Origin of the sequence: Marinobacter sp. LA51 (genome assembly GCF_030297175.1) — a bacterium.
Lineage (GTDB): Bacteria > Pseudomonadota > Gammaproteobacteria > Pseudomonadales > Oleiphilaceae > Marinobacter > Marinobacter apostichopi.
Map to the genome: position 1 here is coordinate 1,920,084 of NZ_AP028070.1, position 16,273 is coordinate 1,936,356.

General features: G+C 56.0%; 19 protein-coding genes. 13 read left to right on the forward strand and 6 right to left on the reverse strand.

All coding sequences use genetic code 11. The features are described from left to right. Nucleotides 1–59: 59 nt before the first annotated feature. The 4 genes from QUE89_RS08880 to QUE89_RS08895 all read right to left on the reverse strand — a co-directional run bounded on the left by QUE89_RS08880 (nucleotide 60) and on the right by QUE89_RS08895 (nucleotide 3,386). The gene (locus QUE89_RS08880; protein WP_286219748.1) at nucleotides 60–509 is read right to left on the reverse strand and encodes a SixA phosphatase family protein; all 450 of its coding nucleotides are present in this window, start codon (nucleotides 507–509) and stop codon (nucleotides 60–62) included. A 24-nt stretch (nucleotides 510–533) separates the two neighbouring features. Then, nucleotides 534–1,601, reverse strand: coding sequence for an NAD(P)H-dependent glycerol-3-phosphate dehydrogenase (locus QUE89_RS08885; protein ID WP_286219749.1), 1,068 nt, complete (start codon nucleotides 1,599–1,601; stop codon nucleotides 534–536). A gap of 70 nt (nucleotides 1,602–1,671) precedes the next feature. Then, complete coding sequence (locus QUE89_RS08890; RefSeq protein WP_138441447.1) at nucleotides 1,672–2,163, reverse strand: STAS domain-containing protein; 492 nt, start codon at nucleotides 2,161–2,163, stop codon at nucleotides 1,672–1,674. A 14-nt stretch (nucleotides 2,164–2,177) separates the two neighbouring features. Further along, a complete protein-coding gene (locus QUE89_RS08895; protein ID WP_286219750.1) occupies nucleotides 2,178–3,386 on the reverse strand; it encodes a PP2C family protein-serine/threonine phosphatase in 1,209 nt (402 codons plus the stop codon). A gap of 115 nt (nucleotides 3,387–3,501) precedes the next feature. On the opposite strand from QUE89_RS08895, the gene QUE89_RS08900 reads away from it, so the two are divergent. Next, nucleotides 3,502–4,995 carry an HD domain-containing protein gene (locus QUE89_RS08900; protein ID WP_286219751.1) on the forward strand — a complete coding sequence of 498 codons (1,494 nt, stop codon included), beginning with the start codon at nucleotides 3,502–3,504 and terminating at the stop codon, nucleotides 4,993–4,995. Here the strand turns inward: QUE89_RS08900 and QUE89_RS08905 are convergent. Further along, nucleotides 4,992–6,011: an NAD(P)/FAD-dependent oxidoreductase gene (locus QUE89_RS08905; RefSeq protein ID WP_286219752.1), complete on the reverse strand. Its 1,020-nt coding sequence runs from the start codon at nucleotides 6,009–6,011 to the stop codon at nucleotides 4,992–4,994. The genes QUE89_RS08900 and QUE89_RS08905 overlap by 4 nt on opposite strands. A 118-nt stretch (nucleotides 6,012–6,129) precedes the next feature. Here QUE89_RS08905 and QUE89_RS08910 point away from each other — a divergent pair, with 118 nt between their 5' ends. The 10 genes from QUE89_RS08910 to QUE89_RS08955 all read left to right on the forward strand — a co-directional run bounded on the left by QUE89_RS08910 (nucleotide 6,130) and on the right by QUE89_RS08955 (nucleotide 14,567). Beyond that, complete coding sequence (locus QUE89_RS08910; protein ID WP_286219753.1) at nucleotides 6,130–7,086, forward strand: acyl-CoA desaturase; 957 nt, start codon at nucleotides 6,130–6,132, stop codon at nucleotides 7,084–7,086. Further along, nucleotides 7,083–7,550, forward strand: coding sequence for a nuclear transport factor 2 family protein (locus QUE89_RS08915; RefSeq protein ID WP_286219754.1), 468 nt, complete (start codon nucleotides 7,083–7,085; stop codon nucleotides 7,548–7,550). Before QUE89_RS08910 ends, QUE89_RS08915 begins: the two co-directional genes overlap by 4 nt. Beyond that, nucleotides 7,547–8,332 (forward strand): SDR family NAD(P)-dependent oxidoreductase, encoded by a 786-nt coding sequence (locus tag QUE89_RS08920; protein ID WP_286219755.1) that lies wholly within the window; start codon nucleotides 7,547–7,549, stop codon nucleotides 8,330–8,332. Before QUE89_RS08915 ends, QUE89_RS08920 begins: the two co-directional genes overlap by 4 nt. 15 nt (nucleotides 8,333–8,347) lie before the next feature. Next, on the forward strand, nucleotides 8,348–9,613 hold the full coding sequence (locus tag QUE89_RS08925) for an NAD(P)/FAD-dependent oxidoreductase (RefSeq protein WP_286219756.1): 1,266 nt from the start codon (nucleotides 8,348–8,350) through the stop codon (nucleotides 9,611–9,613). A 2-nt stretch (nucleotides 9,614–9,615) separates the two neighbouring features. Beyond that, on the forward strand, nucleotides 9,616–10,500 hold the full coding sequence (locus QUE89_RS08930) for a DUF1365 domain-containing protein (protein WP_286219757.1): 885 nt from the start codon (nucleotides 9,616–9,618) through the stop codon (nucleotides 10,498–10,500). Further along, on the forward strand, nucleotides 10,488–11,762 hold the full coding sequence (locus QUE89_RS08935) for an SAM-dependent methyltransferase (RefSeq protein ID WP_286219758.1): 1,275 nt from the start codon (nucleotides 10,488–10,490) through the stop codon (nucleotides 11,760–11,762). The genes QUE89_RS08930 and QUE89_RS08935 overlap by 13 nt, the downstream gene beginning before the upstream one ends. Continuing rightward, complete coding sequence (locus tag QUE89_RS08940) at nucleotides 11,759–12,280, forward strand: DUF2878 domain-containing protein (RefSeq protein ID WP_286219759.1); 522 nt, start codon at nucleotides 11,759–11,761, stop codon at nucleotides 12,278–12,280. The genes QUE89_RS08935 and QUE89_RS08940 overlap by 4 nt, the downstream gene beginning before the upstream one ends. After that, a complete protein-coding gene (locus QUE89_RS08945; RefSeq protein ID WP_286219760.1) occupies nucleotides 12,277–13,026 on the forward strand; it encodes a hypothetical protein in 750 nt (249 codons plus the stop codon). The genes QUE89_RS08940 and QUE89_RS08945 overlap by 4 nt, the downstream gene beginning before the upstream one ends. 80 nt (nucleotides 13,027–13,106) lie before the next feature. Then, on the forward strand, nucleotides 13,107–13,919 hold the full coding sequence (gene xthA / locus QUE89_RS08950; protein ID WP_286222852.1) for an exodeoxyribonuclease III: 813 nt from the start codon (nucleotides 13,107–13,109) through the stop codon (nucleotides 13,917–13,919). 18 nt (nucleotides 13,920–13,937) lie between these two features. After that, nucleotides 13,938–14,567: a TetR/AcrR family transcriptional regulator gene (locus tag QUE89_RS08955; protein WP_286219762.1), complete on the forward strand. Its 630-nt coding sequence runs from the start codon at nucleotides 13,938–13,940 to the stop codon at nucleotides 14,565–14,567. Between the two features lie 39 nt (nucleotides 14,568–14,606). On the opposite strand, the gene QUE89_RS08960 is transcribed toward QUE89_RS08955, so the two are convergent. Then, entirely contained in the window at nucleotides 14,607–15,017 is a 411-nt protein-coding gene (locus QUE89_RS08960; RefSeq protein WP_286219763.1) for a phasin family protein, read from the reverse strand. A 345-nt stretch (nucleotides 15,018–15,362) separates the two neighbouring features. On the opposite strand from QUE89_RS08960, the gene QUE89_RS08965 reads away from it, so the two are divergent. Next, the gene (locus tag QUE89_RS08965) at nucleotides 15,363–15,800 is read left to right on the forward strand and encodes a YeeE/YedE family protein (RefSeq protein WP_286219764.1); all 438 of its coding nucleotides are present in this window, start codon (nucleotides 15,363–15,365) and stop codon (nucleotides 15,798–15,800) included. Between the two features lie 4 nt (nucleotides 15,801–15,804). Continuing rightward, nucleotides 15,805–16,230 carry a DUF6691 family protein gene (locus tag QUE89_RS08970; RefSeq protein WP_286219765.1) on the forward strand — a complete coding sequence of 142 codons (426 nt, stop codon included), beginning with the start codon at nucleotides 15,805–15,807 and terminating at the stop codon, nucleotides 16,228–16,230. Nucleotides 16,231–16,273: the final 43 nt, after the last annotated feature.

Sequence of the window (16,273 nt, forward strand, 5' to 3'; positions counted from 1 at the left end):
TGAGCGCCTAGGTACTAAGTCTCGTTATAAAAAAGAGGAAGCTGCTGACAGGTGCTAAATCAGGGCAAAAACTGGGCTTTCAAGTCGGCACATCCCGGGCCAACCACTGGCATATCCAATACCACCGCCTGGGACGTCATGAACGGGATGCCATGACGATGACCATCGACCAGCAAGGTGGACAGACTGCCTACCAGTGGCATGTGTGCCACCAATAATAAAGGTGAGGTCTGATGCTCCAGCAGCGCGTCCAGGCAAAGCCCCGGGTCATCGTCGGGGGTCAGGAACGGCTTCTCCTCCACCGGACAATTCAGGATTTCGGACACGATGGCCGCGGTTTCGCGCGCCCGGACATACGGACTGGTCCAGATCAACTTCGGCCGCCAGGGCGAATCGGCAATCTGAGCGGCACACTCGGCAGCATGAAGCCGGCCGACTTCCGTCAGCTCCCGCTCCTGGTCCAGCGTATGCCAACCCGCTTCACCATGGCGCATCACGAGCACTTGCACTGACAATCCTCCGTTGCGCGGGCGTTACTGAGTGATGGTACGAGGCAGAATGAACTCCACGTCGGAGTTCTGCACCGCCATCATCAGGCTGTTAATAACCGCCTTGATAGACGCGTTGCCGTAAAGGATTTCATAAAGACCGCGAACCAACGGCATATAGATGCCAATCGCCTCGGACTTTTCCTTAACAAGCTTCAGGGTGTAGATACCTTCGGCCACCTGCCCCAATTCAGCGACGGCGTCATCCAGATTCTGGCCTTTGCCGACAGCGTAACCAACCCTGAAATTACGGCTCTTGGATGAAGTGCAGGTTACGATGAGGTCGCCAACACCCGCCAGCCCCATGAACGTCATGGGGTTCGCCCCCAAGCTGACAGCAAAGCGACTCATCTCTGCCAGGCCACGGGTAATCAGCATGGCCTTGGCGTTCTCGCCCATGTCGAGGGCTGATGACAGGCCTGCAACGATGGCGTAGATATTTTTCAAAGCGCCCGCTAATTCAACACCATAGATATCAACGTTCGCGTAAACCCTGAAGTATTCGCAGCCCAACAAATCCTGAGCGGTGCGGCGTACATCGGGGTCTTTGGCGGCAATTACTGTGGCGGTCAGGTCGCGGTTAACGATTTCTCCAGCCAGGTTCGGCCCACTCAACACGCCAATACGGCAGCGGGGGATCTCCTCCTGGAGGATCTCACTCATCAGCTTGAAGCCGTGCTCTTCGATGCCCTTGGTCAGGCTGATAACAATCTGACCGTCGCGGAACTCATCACAGTGTTCCCGAATTACGGCCCGGAAGGCTTTGCTGGGAATGGCGACAAATACGATCTCGGCCTTGCCGACAGCTTCTGCCAGGTCAGTGGTAGGCAGGACATCTCCGCTCAGTTTGACGTCGGGCATGTACCGACTGTTGATGGATGTGGTGCTGATTTCCTCAACCTGGGCTGCATCGCGCATCCAGAAATGCACGCGATGGCCGTTCTCCGCCAGCACCTTGGTCATTGCGGTACCAAAGCTGCCACCGCCAAGAACGGCTACATCGTGCACCGGAACGGCGCCCCCATGGTCTTGAGGTGCATTTTTCTGAGGCATAGTTAATCCGTTGTGTTATCTAGTCGGGTGAGAATCCGGATGATTCCGAATCGGCGAAACGGCACTGCCTTTAACCGGTCTCTTCACACTCAAGAGCACGTACCAGATTCTTGAACTCTTCCCTGTTTCGACTGTTCAGCCCCATAAGCACCTTGTGAGCATCAAGGACTTTATCTCGAACCTGCTGTTCGCTGGCCTTCAGTACCGGGATTTCTTCAAGCTCTTCAATGCGGGACGCAGGTTCCCTGACAATGATGAATATCTTGTCGAACCCCATGGAAGTGATAATGCGGGTAATATCCGGATTGGTGGAGATCAGTGTGGGCAGAAAATTGCTCTGCTGCTGAGCGGCCATGGCGATTTTGGCCAGCAGGCCCAGTGTGGTGCTATCGATGATCTCGGTTTCAGTGAGATCGATCACCACGGTCTTGAATTCAGGGTCCTGAGTAATGGACTCAACCAGATTGTCCAGCGTTGAACACAGGTTCAGCCGGATTTCTCCAATAAACTTCAGGACATAAATGCCCTGTTTTTCAGCTTGCAGGATCTTATAACCAGCCATGCTTCACACTGCCACTATTTCGACGACCTGTTGACTGAATCCATTATGGCGTCAGTTACCGAGACGATCGCTATATCATCCGGTAATTCCGTGATCTCGTCGAGATTTAGAGCCTCGCTCAAGGAGGCGATAGTGTGACGACCTCCAGACACGAGTTCAAGTAGTGTCCTTTCCTTTTCATCCAGGCTTTTTGCCGGAATGACCTCTAATATTCCGTCCGAGAACAGGGTTAGCCGGAACGGTTTATCCAGGGGGATTTCGTAAACCTCCCACGTTGGGGTCTCGAAAAGCCCCACTGGCAGGCCACTTCCCTCGAGAAACGCCGCTTCTCCACCCTCGAATGAAAGAATTGGCATCGGAAAATGGGCCCCCACTGCATACGTCAATGTACGCTCAGCGATGGAGATAATGCCAACAAATACGGTTACGTGTTTGCCGAGACCCGTATCGAGCAGTTCTGAATTGATGCGTTCCAGAAAACGGTCGGGGTACAAAATGTCGTCGCTTGAATGCCTGCGGAGATTGCGCTGCAACCGGTTGGTCAGGTTTTTCAGCAATACCGTCACGAACGCAGAACTGGCGCCATGGCCCGACACATCTGCGATGTACACCAGAACCTGATTGGGAGAAATCTGGAAATAGTCCAGAAAATCGCCACTCAAGTACAGCGACGGTTTGATCAGGTGGTCGACCTTCAGGCCGGCCACGTCCTGAACGTGATCCGGGAGCATTCTTAACTGCACTTTCCGGCCAGCCCGCTGATCAGCCCGCAGTTCGGCGATGCCATTGCGCAGATCACGGTTGGCTTCTTCCAGTTCCTGGCGATACAACTGGTTGAGCCGATTCACCCGGACCCGATCAAACAACTTTTCAATCACGTCGTCCAACGCGCCCTTATCGTTATTGCAGGGCTTGAGGACAAAGTCGGCGGCCCCGGCCCTGAGCGCGCTAACAACGTCGGCACTGGACTCGCTGGTGGAACAGCAGACAATAGGAGCGAAAACATCCGCCTCTTCCAGCCTGGTGGCCAGATCTTTAATCGCAGCTGGCGGCAGGTCTGCAAAGATGACGTCAGGAGCATTGTCATCGAACAGGGTCTTGGCGGAGGCAAGGCTGGGAGAACCGGAAACGTAAAACCCTCTAGCTTCCAGGTAGCGAGACAGATCCGTGCGAGCCGTTTCGTCGACATCAATAATGAGTATGCGCTCGGTGCGCGAGGTCATGGCTACTGCCCTAAGCTACCAGCGATAAAAGAAAAAATGGCGTTAATACGCCTATTCTGGCACGACCCTGTGATATAACAAGGCCAGTTTGATGAATTTGGAGGGGAATTCGGCGATGAGACGAGCGGTAAACGATTTACTTGGCGCTTATGACAAGCTGATCATGGATCCGGTTCATGGCGGAATCCCACTCTACCGGCACGAAATCCAAGTGATCGACCACCCGCTGTTCCAGCGCCTCAGGAACATCTGCCAGAACGATATCCTGAGCCTGGTCTTTCCAGGTGCCACCCATTCCCGTTTTCTGCACAGCATCGGCGTGATGCATGTGGGCAGTCGCATGTTCCGCTCGATGATTGACGCCTACCTGCGCGAGCGGCAACTCAGCGACCTCACCGATCTCAGTCTGAGCCAGCTGGATGCCATCGACTACCTGGCGAAAACTATTCGGCTTGGCTGCCTGCTGCACGATAGCGGACACTCCAGCTTTTCCCACCAGTTTACCCAGGCCCGTCGCATTCGGGCACTGATGTCACGCGCCGGCCGTTTTGCCGACCTCTGGACAGGTGTGGACTTTTCCGCTTACCACGGTGAGGAGCCGGCAGAACTTGAGCACGAACACTATTCGGTGCGCGTGGCCCATGACGTACTGTCCGCGGTGGACCTCGACTGCGCTGGCCTCCATGCCCGGGATGTCATCGGCATCATGGAAACCACCGACGTTAAGCCCAGCGAAACCTTTTGCCGCCATGCCCAGACCTTCTGGGCCTTCATTGCCGGTGAAGACGCGGAATCCGCCTCACTGATCGGTCGGGATGTTCCGCGGATGGTCATGGACCTGCTGAAATCGATTGTCTCTGGTGAAATTGATGCCGACCGCGCTGATTACATGCTCAGGGACGGGTTTCACTCCTCAGTCACCATCGGTGGCTTTAATCTGGACCACCTGTTAAGCAACCTGCGTTTTGGCTGGGACGTGACCGAGCCCTGGCTGGGCCTGGCGATTACCCAGAAAGGTCTGGGGGCGCTGGAGGATTTCGTTTACAGCCGGCATCAGATGTATCGCAAGGTCTACGCCCACAAGACCGCGCTGGGGTTTGACTGGCTCTTAAGGGAGGCGATCAATGAGGTGCTCGAGGACCCCGAGAATTTCGACTGGGTGGATACCTGCCTGAGCGATATGCGCTACTTCGCGGAACTGACCGATAACTTTTTCTGGGAAGCGTTCCGGAAAGTGGCCCGCAAGCATCCCAGTAGCTTTTCGTTCTGCATAGTGAACCGCATTAAGCTGGACCACCTCGATACCCGAGAAGACCTGAGCGAACGTGGCATCGAACGCCATAGCGCCTGGCTGGCGCAGGAGCTGGGGCTCGATGCGGAGAAAGTCGTCACCTGCTCGATGCGGGCTCGCTTCTCCAATATTCAGGACAACTTTAATGGCATTAAAGTACTGACCCGTGCCCCCATCACCCGGAAACGGTCGGTCAAGAAGATCACCGATGTCAGCGCTTTCTTCAGCAAATTCCGCGACGGCACCATCACGCATTTCTATACCCGGCCGACGGTGACTGCCACCGACGACCGTGATCGTTCCAGCAGCGAGTTCTAGCGGTCTGCCGTCATCGCCGCGACCAGACTGCTGGCACTGTCAAAAGCACCCTCCAATCGCCCACCGGACAACCAGTCTCCGGCGATACCTATGCGGTTATCGGCAAACCACAGGTGCCCGGGCTGATCACCATCCCGAGAGCGGGCGTACAGCCACCGATGCGTGACCAGGTTGTCCGGCTCAGCACTGAACCCGGTCAGCTCCCGGAAAGCATCGACCATCAGTGCCGCGACCCGCTCGGCAGGAGTTTCCACATGTTGCTCAGTCCACTCCGGATTGGCGTGCAGTACCCACCAGTGTCCGTCGTCATTTCGTCCCGGCTTGCTGGAGTTGTTGGCAAGCCAATAAAGCACCGGGTGTTCAACCCTCATGCCCTCGTGGTGGGGCCAGGGCGAGGTTTCGAAATGGGCTGCTACCGCCCAGCAAGGCAACACCTTCTGTACCGGCTGCTCCAGTTCCGCCACAAGGTTGGAAAGCTGACTGTTTGCCAGTAGGGTTTGGGCTTGTGCCGGGGGCGCGGTAATGATGACCTGGTCAAAGGTACCCAAAAAATTGCCTTCGGTGTCGACCAACAGCCATTGATCGCCTGAACGTTCGAGCCGCTCGACCCGGGTTTCAGCGGTTACGTCGACATGGGCAGACAATGCTCGGGTGATTGCGGTCATTCTGGGCGCACCGACGTAGCGGGGTTCGTCCGAAAAGCTACCCCAATTACCAGATTCATCAAGGAATCCAAACCGACCCGGCCAGATCGCGAAGCTCTGTTCGCCTGCAAATTTCCGAAGAAAGGGCAGAAACTCAGGATTCCGGGAAGTGAAGTACTGGGCGCCAACGTCAGCGGAGCCGCCTGGCACCCGCTTGGCGGCAAGCCTGCCACCGGGACCCCGGCTTTTCTCGAACACCTTTACGTCATGTCCTTGTTGTTGCAGCCGAATTCCGGCCGTCAAACCGGACAGACCTGAACCAACGATGGCTACCCGGCGTATAACAGGCATCTGAGCTGACTGATTATTCATGATCTATTGTGCATCCAAAGTAACAAGTTAGAACGTACAACCCTGCAAGCGTTTCGTTCAGCCCTATTGAATGATCACGCTTTCGAGATTCATTCTAGGAAACAAAGGCAAACAGGGTATGACCCGAGTGCAAAACTGGCTTACAAACATTCTGAGGTGGTTCGACGCCTCTGCAGGTTCGGATCACATTAATACCAGCTCCCGCGCCTTCAACTTTATCCGTGTAATTCCGTTCCTGGCGCTGCATGTGGCGTGCTTTTTAGCGTTGTATACCGGAGTCAGCCCTTTCGCGGCCACGTTCGCGTTCGTGTTTTTCCTGGTACGGATGTTTGCCATCACCGGCTTCTATCACCGGTATTTCGCTCACAAAACCTTTAAAACCAGTCGACCAGCCCAGTTTATCTTTGCCCTGCTCGGCGCCAGTGCGGCTCAACGCGGGCCATTGTGGTGGGCCGCTCACCACCGGCATCACCACCAGCACTCCGACCAAGAGCAGGACCTGCACTCCCCACATCAAGGCGGGTTCTGGTGGTCTCACGTGGGCTGGTTCACTTGCGATGCAGGCTTCGCTATGGATGAGCGCCGGGTAAAGGACTGGATGAAGTTCCCGGAGCTTCGATTCATTAACCGGTTCGACGCGGTCGTTCCGGCCGTGGCTGCGGTAAGCATCTTCGGGCTCGGTGAAGCCTTGGCGCATTGGGCGCCGGGCTTGGGCACTGACGGGCTTCAGCTTCTGGTCTGGGGTTTCTTCATCTCAACCGTGGCTTTGTTCCATGCGACCGTCTCGATCAATTCGCTTTCCCATGTCTGGGGCAAGCGCCGTTTCGAGACGTCTGATGGCAGCCGCAACAACTTCTGGCTGGCACTGCTAACGCTGGGCGAAGGTTGGCATAACAACCATCATCGCTGGCCACAGACTGTACGCCAGGGCTTTCGTTGGTACGAAATCGATGTGACCTGGTATGGCCTGTGGCTGCTGTCCCGCCTCGGCATAATCTGGGAGCTAAAGCCAATTCCCAAACACATTCAGGAAGAAACCCGTCAACTGGACAAAGCGAGGAGGACACGAGCATGAAAACCGCCTCAGCCATAGAAGTCGGATCGCAGGATTCCGCGGTGCCAGCCACTCTGGCTCAGTTCACGCAGTTGTTCAACGAATTGGACAAGGGAAACCTGAACAAGCTGTCGGAAGTCTACAGTGAAGATGTGCAGTTCCAGGATCCTCTGGGCGCTGTTCACGGTCTGGATCAGCTTACCCACTATTTCGCCGGGGCGTATTCCAACGTCATCAGCTGCCGTTTCGATTTCTCCGAACCAGTAACGCAGGGGGCCACCATAGCCATTCCCTGGGTTATGCACCTGCGCCACAAACGCATTAAAAGGGGCCGTGAAATCATGGTGGATGGCATCAGCCACCTACGGGTACGGGATGGCAAGGTCTGCTTCCACCGGGATTATTTCGACGCCGGTCAGTTGCTGTATGAGAATCTCCCCCTCGTTGGCCGCATTATCCGTTTCATAAAGGGATACGCCGGATGAGTGAACGTCTGCAAAGCAAATCCAACATCTGGATTACCGGAGCGAGCTCTGGCATTGGCGAGGCCGTAACCCAGGCGCTCACCCGTGGTGGTCACAATCTGGTCATAACCGGACGTCGCCAGCAACCTCTGGAAGATCTCAGGGCCGCGGCACCGGAGAGGATCATCGCGGCCGCAGGTGACACCACCAGCAAAGAAGACCTGAAATCGATTGCCAACGTGCTCGAGGATCAGGGCGATCTGCACATGGCGATTCTGAACGCGGGTACCTGCGAGTACCTGGACATCACCCACTACGACAGTGATGTGATCGAAAAGAACATTCACACCAATGTGATTGGCACCGCGCGCTGTGTGGACATTGCCCTGCCCGCTCTGCGCCGCACCCGCGCCAAGGGCTTGCCGGCAACACTGGTGATTGTCAGCTCCTCCGCCTGGTGGTTTCCGTTCGGACGAGCCGAAGGCTATGGCGCCTCGAAAGCGGCATTGACCTATTTTGCCCAGGCCTTGAGAGCAGACCTGGCTAAAGAAGGTATCGACGTGGTCGTGGTATCGCCGGGCTTCGTAAAAACGCCCCTGACCGACCGTAACGACTTCCCAATGCCCTTTCTCGTGACTGCAGACGATGCTGCCGAACGGATCGTGGCCGGCCTGGCCAAGGGCAAGAATGAAATCGCCTTTCCCAAGCGCTTTACGTGGATGCTTCGAACCCTTGGAGCATTGCCGCAGAAGGCGATTGATCGCATGGCGGCGAGCATGGCACGGAAGAGCACGAACAAATAACTAGGAATCCTTTGAATGACTAACGAACGTCAGCGTATTGCTGTCATTGGTGCCGGCGTTTCCGGCCTTACCGCAGCCTGGCAACTGGCCGAAAAGCACGATGTTCAGCTTTTTGAGGCTGGCGATTACGCCGGCGGCCATACCAACACCGAGCAGGTGGAAGCAGGCGGCCGCACCTGGCCGGTCAATACCGGTTTCATCGTGTTTAACGACTGGACCTACCCTAACTTCATCAAGCTGATGGACCGCTTGGGCGTGGCGTCTGAAAAGAGCGACATGAGCTTCAGCGTCGATTGCAACGCCTCGGGCCTGCAATACAACGGCACCAGCCTTAATACCCTGTTTGCTCAGCGAAAGAACCTGCTGAATCTGCCGTTCCTGAAGATGATCCGGGAAATCCTGCGGTTCAACAAGGAAACCAAGGAAGATCTGGATTCGGGTGCCATCAACGATGACGAAAGCCTGGGCGAGTATCTGAACCGTAATGGCTATTCCCGTTACTTCCGTCGTTTCTATATCGTACCCATGGGGGCGGCCATCTGGTCCGCACCGGAGATCGTGCTCGAGCAGTTCCCCATTCGCTTCTTCCTGCAGTTTTTCAACAACCACGGTATGCTGTCCGTGGATGACCGGCCCACATGGCGAGTCATTTCAGGAGGCTCGGCCCAGTACGTTGCCAAGATGATGGAGCGCCTGGGCGATCGCACACACCTGAACAGCCCCGTTGAACGCATTCAGCGAGACGACCACGGTGTCGACGTGACCGTGGGCGGCGAAGTGCATCGGTTCGACCAGGTGGTACTGGCGTGTCACAGCGATCAGGCCCTGGCCATGCTGGACGATGCCACCGAAAAGGAAAATGAAATCCTGGGCGCCATCGGTTTCCAGCAGAACGACGTGGTGCTGCACACTGACAGCAGCGTTCTGCCCGATACCCGGCGCGCTTGGGCCGCCTGGAATTACTACATGCCAACCCACAGTACCGAGCCGGTCTCTGTGACTTACAACATGAACATACTGCAGAACTTTGATGAGGCTCCGGAGACCTTCTGCGTGACCCTGAACCGCAGTCACGACATTGCGCCGGAAAAGATCATCAAACAGTTCAGCTATGCTCACCCGGTTTTCACCATGGGTGCCGTGGCAGCTCAATCCCGTTACGACGAAATTGGCAACCAGAACCGCACCCATTTCTGTGGCGCCTACTGGTTCAACGGATTTCATGAGGACGGGGTACGCAGCGCTCTGCGTGTGACCAAGGCGTTCGGGCTGGAGTTGTAGCAATGAACAGCCAATGGCTTGAGGGTACAGTTCGCCACCGTCGGAAATTTCCGGTCAGCCACGAGTTTCAGTACAGTACGGGCATGCTCGCGCTTGATCTGGACGAATGGGACCAGGTTACGCAGACCAGCCCTCTGTTTTCACTGGAACGCTTCAACTGGTTGTCACTGCGTCGCAGCGATTATTTTCAACCGGAGGCTGGCTCACTCTCTGATGCGGTCCGAGATCAGGTTGAAACCGCCACCGGCTGGCGTCCCGACGGAGCCGTCGAGCTGGTGACCCACCCTCGATACTTTGGATACGTGTTCAATCCGGTCAGTTTCTACTTCTGTTACCGCCCCGGCGATAACCCACTGGATGGCCCGGTGCCGAAAGTCATCATGGCCCAGATCTCCAACACGCCCTGGCACGAATGCCATGTGTATTGCATGGAAACACTGCACGAAGGCGCCAATGCCCAGGGCTGGCACAGTGAACGGTTTGAGTTCAGCAAGCGTTTTCATGTATCGCCGTTCAACGGCATGGAGCAGCACTACCAGTGGACATTCAGCTTCAGAGGTCCCGACCTGCGCATTCACATGAATGTTCTGGAAGCCGAAAAAAAACATTTTGATGCCACCTTGGTAGTCCATCGCACCCCCCTGACCCGTAAGGAAGTACATAGAAGTTTGCGAAAGTTTCCGATGGAAGCGATCAAGGTGACAGCCGGGATTTACTGGCACGCCCTGAAGCTGAAAGTGAAAGGCGCGCCCTTTTACACTCACCCGGACAAACTCCCCGCAGACAATCCCAGCCACAAACAGGGCAACAGCGATGCCGGCCTGGACGTGACCAGTGCCGAGCGCAGTAACAATAAATCTGGAAGGGTAAGTTCATGGAGAACCTGAATACTTCAGTACAGGCCACCGAAGAGCGGAAAACCACTAAGCCATTGGTTAGCCGAATCGCCAGAAACCTGGTCGTACAACAGCTCAATCGGCTTGAAGATGGCCTGCTGACTGTTCGGGAATCCGGCTATGAGGATCTCGTGTTCGGAGATGGCGATACCCGCCACCAACCCGCAGAACTGATCATTCATGATCACAGCACCTGGCGGGATCTTCTGACCGGCGGCAGCATTGGCGCGGCCGAGTCCTATGTGAGCGGCGACTGGTCGACGCCAGATCTGGTTGCCCTCCTGCGCTTCTTCACCCGCAATGTCGATCGCATGAACGAATTCGAAGACCGGTACAGCTGGATCACCAAGCCTACCCTTAAGGGCCTGCACTGGCTCAACCGGAATACTCGGGAAGGCTCCAGGAAGAACATCAGCGCCCACTACGATCTGGGCAACGACCTGTTCGAACGGTTCCTCGACCCCACCATGATGTACTCATCGGCAATTTACCCCTCCCCGGAAGCCACCCTGGGCGAGGCGGCGGTTCATAAGCTGGACACCATTTGCCGTAAGCTGGATTTGCAGCCCGGTGACCGGGTCATCGAAATCGGCACGGGCTGGGGCGGGTTCGCGATTCATGCCGCCAAGTACTTCGGCTGTCAGGTGACCACCACCACCATTTCCCAAGAGCAGTTGGACTTGGCAAAGGCCCGGGTTGTGGAAGAAGGCCTGCAGGAGCAGATTACCCTGCTGTTTGACGATTACCGGGATCTGGAAGGCCAATTTGACAAACTGGTCTCGATTGAAATGATCGAAGCCGTTGGCCCCCAGTTCCTGGATAGCTACATTGCCCAGGTCAGTAGCTTATTGAAGCCGGACGGACTGGCACTGATTCAGGCCATCAACATGCCGGAACAGCGCTACGCGCGGGCGCTGTCCAACGTCGATTTTATCCAGCGTTTTATTTTCCCGGGCAGCTTTATACCCTCATTCGGCGCGATTTTTGAGTCCGTGCGCAACCAGAGCAACCTGGTACTGACCCACGCCGAAGACATTGGTTTCCATTACGCGCGCACCCTGAACGACTGGTGTGTACGGTTCATGGCCCAATCCAATGAGCTGGACAGCGCCGGTTACGATCTGGCATTCCGGCGCCTGTGGCATTTCTACTTTGCCTACTGCGAGGCCGGCTTCAGCGAACGCGCCATCGGTGTGTCCCAAATCCTGCTGGCAAAGCCTGGCAACAAACGAGCGAACATTCTTAGCCTATGATCCGCTCCGAGACCGCCCGCAATGTCCTGAATTTTGTCATCTTCCAAACCGGCTGGCTGATCTGTGTCCTGTATCCGGGCCTGGCAGCGGCCGGGCTGGTGCTGGCATTTCTGGTGCTGCACTTTGTACTGGTCAGCCAAAAACGCATGAGCGAGCTTCAGTTCATTGGCCTGGGTACGGTCCTTGGGGCCGCGTTGGACTTGCTGTGGTTCCGTACCGGCATTCTGGCGAGCGTGGACGGTGAAGTGTTTTTGACACCACCGTGGCTGGTGGCGATTTGGGCTATTTTTATGACCACCCTGAACCATTCCCTGAGCTGGATCGGCCGGAAAGCCTGGCTGCCCTTCGTGTTGGCACCCATGGCAGGGCCGTTTGCCTACTGGTCCGCGGCCCAGCTCGGTGCGGTCACCTTACCCGCGCTGATTCCATCGCTGGTTGCTCTGGCGGTGGGCTGGCTAGTCGTGTTTCCACTGCTGCTATTCTTGAGAAACTCCCTGTACCCGGAGCTCCAGCCATGAACACCCTCCCAATCAAGGCGCTGATCTGTTCGATGATCATCACCCTGGCCGCCCTGCCTGTGCAGGCGGCCGACATGGAGTTCATCGGCACGGCAAAAACCGAAAACGGGGACATTCTCTATCAGGAGAAGCACAGGGTGTCTGGCTCTTGCCAGGAGGGGGTGTTCCGGCCCCAGGGCCATAAGATTGGGTACCACCGACCGGAAGCGGCGGAAACTTTCGCCTCAAAAAGCCTGACCTACCCGGATTCGGTCATCCGCCCAACCGTCGAGTTTCTCCAACCTGATTTTAGCGAATCGCTATCGATTCAGTACCCCTCACCCGACACCTTGACCATTGAGTGGCAAGATCCAGACGGAGAGCTTAAGAGCTATGATGTTGGCTACAATCAGGACGTTGTGGTAGACGGCGGTTTCGACACACTTGTGCGGCAGCATTGGGGAGCACTAACCAATGGCGAATCGGTGGAGTTTCGTTTTTTGGCGCCGACACGAGGTGAACACTACGCGTTCATTCTTGAACCGGCGGAGAGCACCAGGGTAGTGTCTGATCACGTACTGCAAATCCGTCCCACCGGCATGGTGCTGCGTTTCCTGGTGGAGCCGATTATCCTGGGATACAACAGCGGCGGCGCCCTGACGGACTATTACGGTCTCACCAACATTCGAAAAAACCTCGACACCAACCACACCGCCCACATCCGTTATGCGGTCGCAAAATACCCGGATTGCGCACTCACTCCCTAAACTGTCGCCTGAGCCAAGGAATACCCCGGCATTCAGTGTGTTAAACTCCGGACGGAACCAACGCCGGAGACCCAGTGCCCATGATGTTCGTGTCGTTTAACGTCAACAGTATCCGCACTCGCCTGCACCAGCTTGAAGCGGTGATCGCGAGCCTGAACCCCGATTTTATCGGCCTTCAAGAGACCAAGGTTCGGGACGAGGAGTTTCCCGTGGAGGCCATCCGCGAGCTGGGCTACCACGTGCATTTCCATGGCCAGAAAACCCATTATGGCGTGGCCCTACTGTCCCGGATGGAGCCTGACGAGGTCATCAAAGGCTATTCCTCAGACGGTGAAGACTCCCAACGGCGCCTGATCACTGGACGCTTCACCGTGAATGGTGAGCGCCTCACCGTTATAAACGGCTACTTCCCCCAGGGCGAAAGCCGGGACCACCCGGTCAAGTTCCCGTCGAAAGAGAAGTTCTACGCCGACCTGATGGCTTTTCTGGACGAGCTAAAACAGCAAGATGGCCACGTAGTGTTGATGGGTGACATGAACATCTCGCCAACCGACAAGGACATTGGAATCGGCGCTGACAACGCCAAGCGCTGGCTTAGAACTGGCAAGTGCAGCTTTCTGCCTGAAGAACGGGAGTGGCTGGGTCAGGTTGAGGCTCGTGGCTATACAGATGTGTTCAGGCACCTGCATCCGGATGAGGCTGACACCTTTAGCTGGTTTGATTACCGCAGCAAAGGCTTTGAGCGTGAACCTCGACGGGGGCTCCGCATCGACCTGATTATGGCCAGCGATAGCTTGTTGCCCAAGGCAACAAAGGCTGGCGTATCCTATGACATCCGAGGAATGGAACGCCCCTCGGATCACTGCCCCATATGGGCAAGCATCGAACTCTAGGACCGGATTGTCCGCGATATGGCCAAAATAAAAACCCGCGATCGCATCCTCACCACTAGCCTGGCACTGTTCAACAGTGTCGGGGAGCCCAACGTGACGACCCTGCTGATCTCCGACGAGATGGACATCAGTCCGGGCAACCTTTACTACCACTTCAAGAGTAAGGGGGACATCGTCGAGGAGTTGTTTGGTCATTTCGAGGAGGAAATGCTGGACCTGCTGGCAGTACCAGAGGACGTTGATATCAGCCTGGACCAGCAGAGCTTTTTCCTGCACCTGCTGTTCGAAGCTGTTGCTCGGTATCGTTTCATCTATCAGGATCTGGTCAATATCCTGTCCCGCTATGATCAGTTGCAGGTGCGCTTTAAACGACTTCTGAAAAAGAAAACCACTGCGTTCCGGGTGATCTGTGAAAGCTTTCGGCGTCAGGAGAAGATGGGCATTGAGGCTGAGCAACTTGACTCACTATGTGAGCAGCTGACCCTAACCGCTTGTTACTGGGGAAGTTTCGACACCCTGTCCCACCTGGACAACAGGGATAAGGTGGATCCAGGCCGGGGCGTATACCAAATGATGCATTTGATCATTCCGTACCTGGCCCCAGACGAGCAGGCCCATGCCCGCCTGGCCAGTCGCGACTATCTATAGCTTTAGCTATAGCTATAGCCCAACCCTAAGCCCACTAAATCACTCTTCCTCGTTGCGGTCGCCACGCAGGCGCTTCAATTCCGCCTCGAGTGCGGTAATGCGGTGTTCCAGCGCCTCAATTTCTTCACGACGGTGAATACCCAAGCGACGCAAAGCACCAGACACCCGCTCGTCGAACAGGGTCTCCAGTTTATCCCAGGTTCCTGTAGCGCGTTCGCGCACTCCGCCCACCCGGTCTTCCACCGTCTTGATCTGCTTTTCTACGACACCGCGGGTTTTGTTCTCGAGCTGCTCGCCCTCTTGAACCAGGCGCTCAAAGAATTTACCGGTGTCTTCTTCGGCTTTGGTGTAAGCCCCGAGGCCGGCCAGCCAGATCTGGCGCGCAGAATCTTTGATCTTTGCGGCCAGTTGCGGATCGTTCTCCGGCTTTTTGTCGTTCTCGTCAGACATGCTTAAACCTCAGGGGATAAAAAATTACGATGGACGCCCAGTATATTACACCCCGAACCCAATTTCAGTGCGCCTGGAAGCCGCGCCGGAACAGGCCGCAGTATAAACAGACATTCCATATGACAAAATGTTTTCAAATGAAACAGGCTGCGGCTTGAAGTGTTTAAAATATAGACAATACTTCCCTATACCGACGTCCCTGCTGACGCCGGTTTGTCTGGAAGTCTTTCATGGATACTACTCGCACGCCTCTGCCCGGCCCACACGCCGGGCTTTTTTTTGCTAATATCTCCCGCCTTCACACCTGATTTTCGAAAGTTATTTCTTACTCCCTGGAGACTCCCAATGATCGAGGTTGCCTGGAGCGATTTTACGCCCTGGACGGCTCTGGCGGGCGGCCTGCTGATTGGCCTCGCTGCTGCCCTGTTCCTACTGCTGAATGGCCGAATTGCTGGTATTAGCGGCATTGTGGGCGGACTTCTCTCACCTTCTAGAGGCGACATTGTCTGGCGGTTTGCCTTCATGGCCGGACTGATTGGTGCTCCGATAGCCTGGCTCATGGTGGCCGACCTACCGCCCATTGAGATCAATGCGGGTTACCCCAGCCTTATCATTGCTGGCCTGTTGGTCGGCTTGGGCACCCGTTACGGCTCGGGCTGCACAAGCGGTCACGGCGTGTGTGGGCTTTCGCGCCTATCTCTTCGATCCCTGGCGGCAACGCTGAGCTTTATGGCGGCCGGTTTTATCACCGTTTACATCATTCGCCATCTACTCGGAGCCTGACACCATGAAATACAACCTCGCCTCGTTGTTCGCCGGGCTGATCTTCGGTTTAGGGCTGATTATTTCTGGCATGGCCAACCCGGAAAAAGTACTCGGATTCCTGGACATCGCCGGGCTTTGGGATCCATCTCTGGCCCTGGTTATGGCCGGCGCAATTATCGTCGGAGTTTTCGCGTTCGCTGTTGCGCGCCGACGGACGCTGTCTTTTCTCGGCTTTTCGATGAAAATCCCGACCAGCACCCACATCGACAAGCGTCTGATTATCGGCGGTCTCAGCTTTGGTATTGGTTGGGGAATAGCCGGCTTCTGCCCTGGACCGGGACTGGTTGCTTTGGGCGCCGGTGAGATCAAAGCCGCGGTTTTTGTCGTATCCATGGTGGCAGGCATGGCGGTGTTTGAACTGATCGAACGACAGCGGGTAAAAACCTGATCAATTCTGCTAACTTGATACCCGACCGTTCTGACACCCACAG

Bases quoted from the DNA above. Each gene is read 5' to 3' on its own strand.
- QUE89_RS08885 (WP_286219749.1), bottom strand. From the start codon at position 1,601: ATGCCTCAGAAAAATGCACCTCAAGACCATGGGGGCGCCGTTCCGGTG.
- QUE89_RS08890 (WP_138441447.1), bottom strand. From the start codon at position 2,163: ATGGCTGGTTATAAGATCCTGCAAGCTGAAAAACAGGGCATTTATGTC.
- QUE89_RS08895 (WP_286219750.1), bottom strand. From the start codon at position 3,386: ATGACCTCGCGCACCGAGCGCATACTCATTATTGATGTCGACGAAACG.
- QUE89_RS08900 (WP_286219751.1), top strand. From the start codon at position 3,502: ATGAGACGAGCGGTAAACGATTTACTTGGCGCTTATGACAAGCTGATC.
- QUE89_RS08905 (WP_286219752.1), bottom strand. From the start codon at position 6,011: ATGAATAATCAGTCAGCTCAGATGCCTGTTATACGCCGGGTAGCCATC.
- QUE89_RS08910 (WP_286219753.1), top strand. From the start codon at position 6,130: ATGACCCGAGTGCAAAACTGGCTTACAAACATTCTGAGGTGGTTCGAC.
- QUE89_RS08915 (WP_286219754.1), top strand. From the start codon at position 7,083: ATGAAAACCGCCTCAGCCATAGAAGTCGGATCGCAGGATTCCGCGGTG.
- QUE89_RS08920 (WP_286219755.1), top strand. From the start codon at position 7,547: ATGAGTGAACGTCTGCAAAGCAAATCCAACATCTGGATTACCGGAGCG.
- QUE89_RS08925 (WP_286219756.1), top strand. From the start codon at position 8,348: ATGACTAACGAACGTCAGCGTATTGCTGTCATTGGTGCCGGCGTTTCC.
- QUE89_RS08930 (WP_286219757.1), top strand. From the start codon at position 9,616: ATGAACAGCCAATGGCTTGAGGGTACAGTTCGCCACCGTCGGAAATTT.
- QUE89_RS08935 (WP_286219758.1), top strand. From the start codon at position 10,488: ATGGAGAACCTGAATACTTCAGTACAGGCCACCGAAGAGCGGAAAACC.
- QUE89_RS08940 (WP_286219759.1), top strand. From the start codon at position 11,759: ATGATCCGCTCCGAGACCGCCCGCAATGTCCTGAATTTTGTCATCTTC.
- QUE89_RS08945 (WP_286219760.1), top strand. From the start codon at position 12,277: ATGAACACCCTCCCAATCAAGGCGCTGATCTGTTCGATGATCATCACC.
- xthA (WP_286222852.1), top strand. From the start codon at position 13,107: ATGATGTTCGTGTCGTTTAACGTCAACAGTATCCGCACTCGCCTGCAC.
- QUE89_RS08955 (WP_286219762.1), top strand. From the start codon at position 13,938: ATGGCCAAAATAAAAACCCGCGATCGCATCCTCACCACTAGCCTGGCA.
- QUE89_RS08960 (WP_286219763.1), bottom strand. From the start codon at position 15,017: ATGTCTGACGAGAACGACAAAAAGCCGGAGAACGATCCGCAACTGGCC.
- QUE89_RS08965 (WP_286219764.1), top strand. From the start codon at position 15,363: ATGATCGAGGTTGCCTGGAGCGATTTTACGCCCTGGACGGCTCTGGCG.
- QUE89_RS08970 (WP_286219765.1), top strand. From the start codon at position 15,805: ATGAAATACAACCTCGCCTCGTTGTTCGCCGGGCTGATCTTCGGTTTA.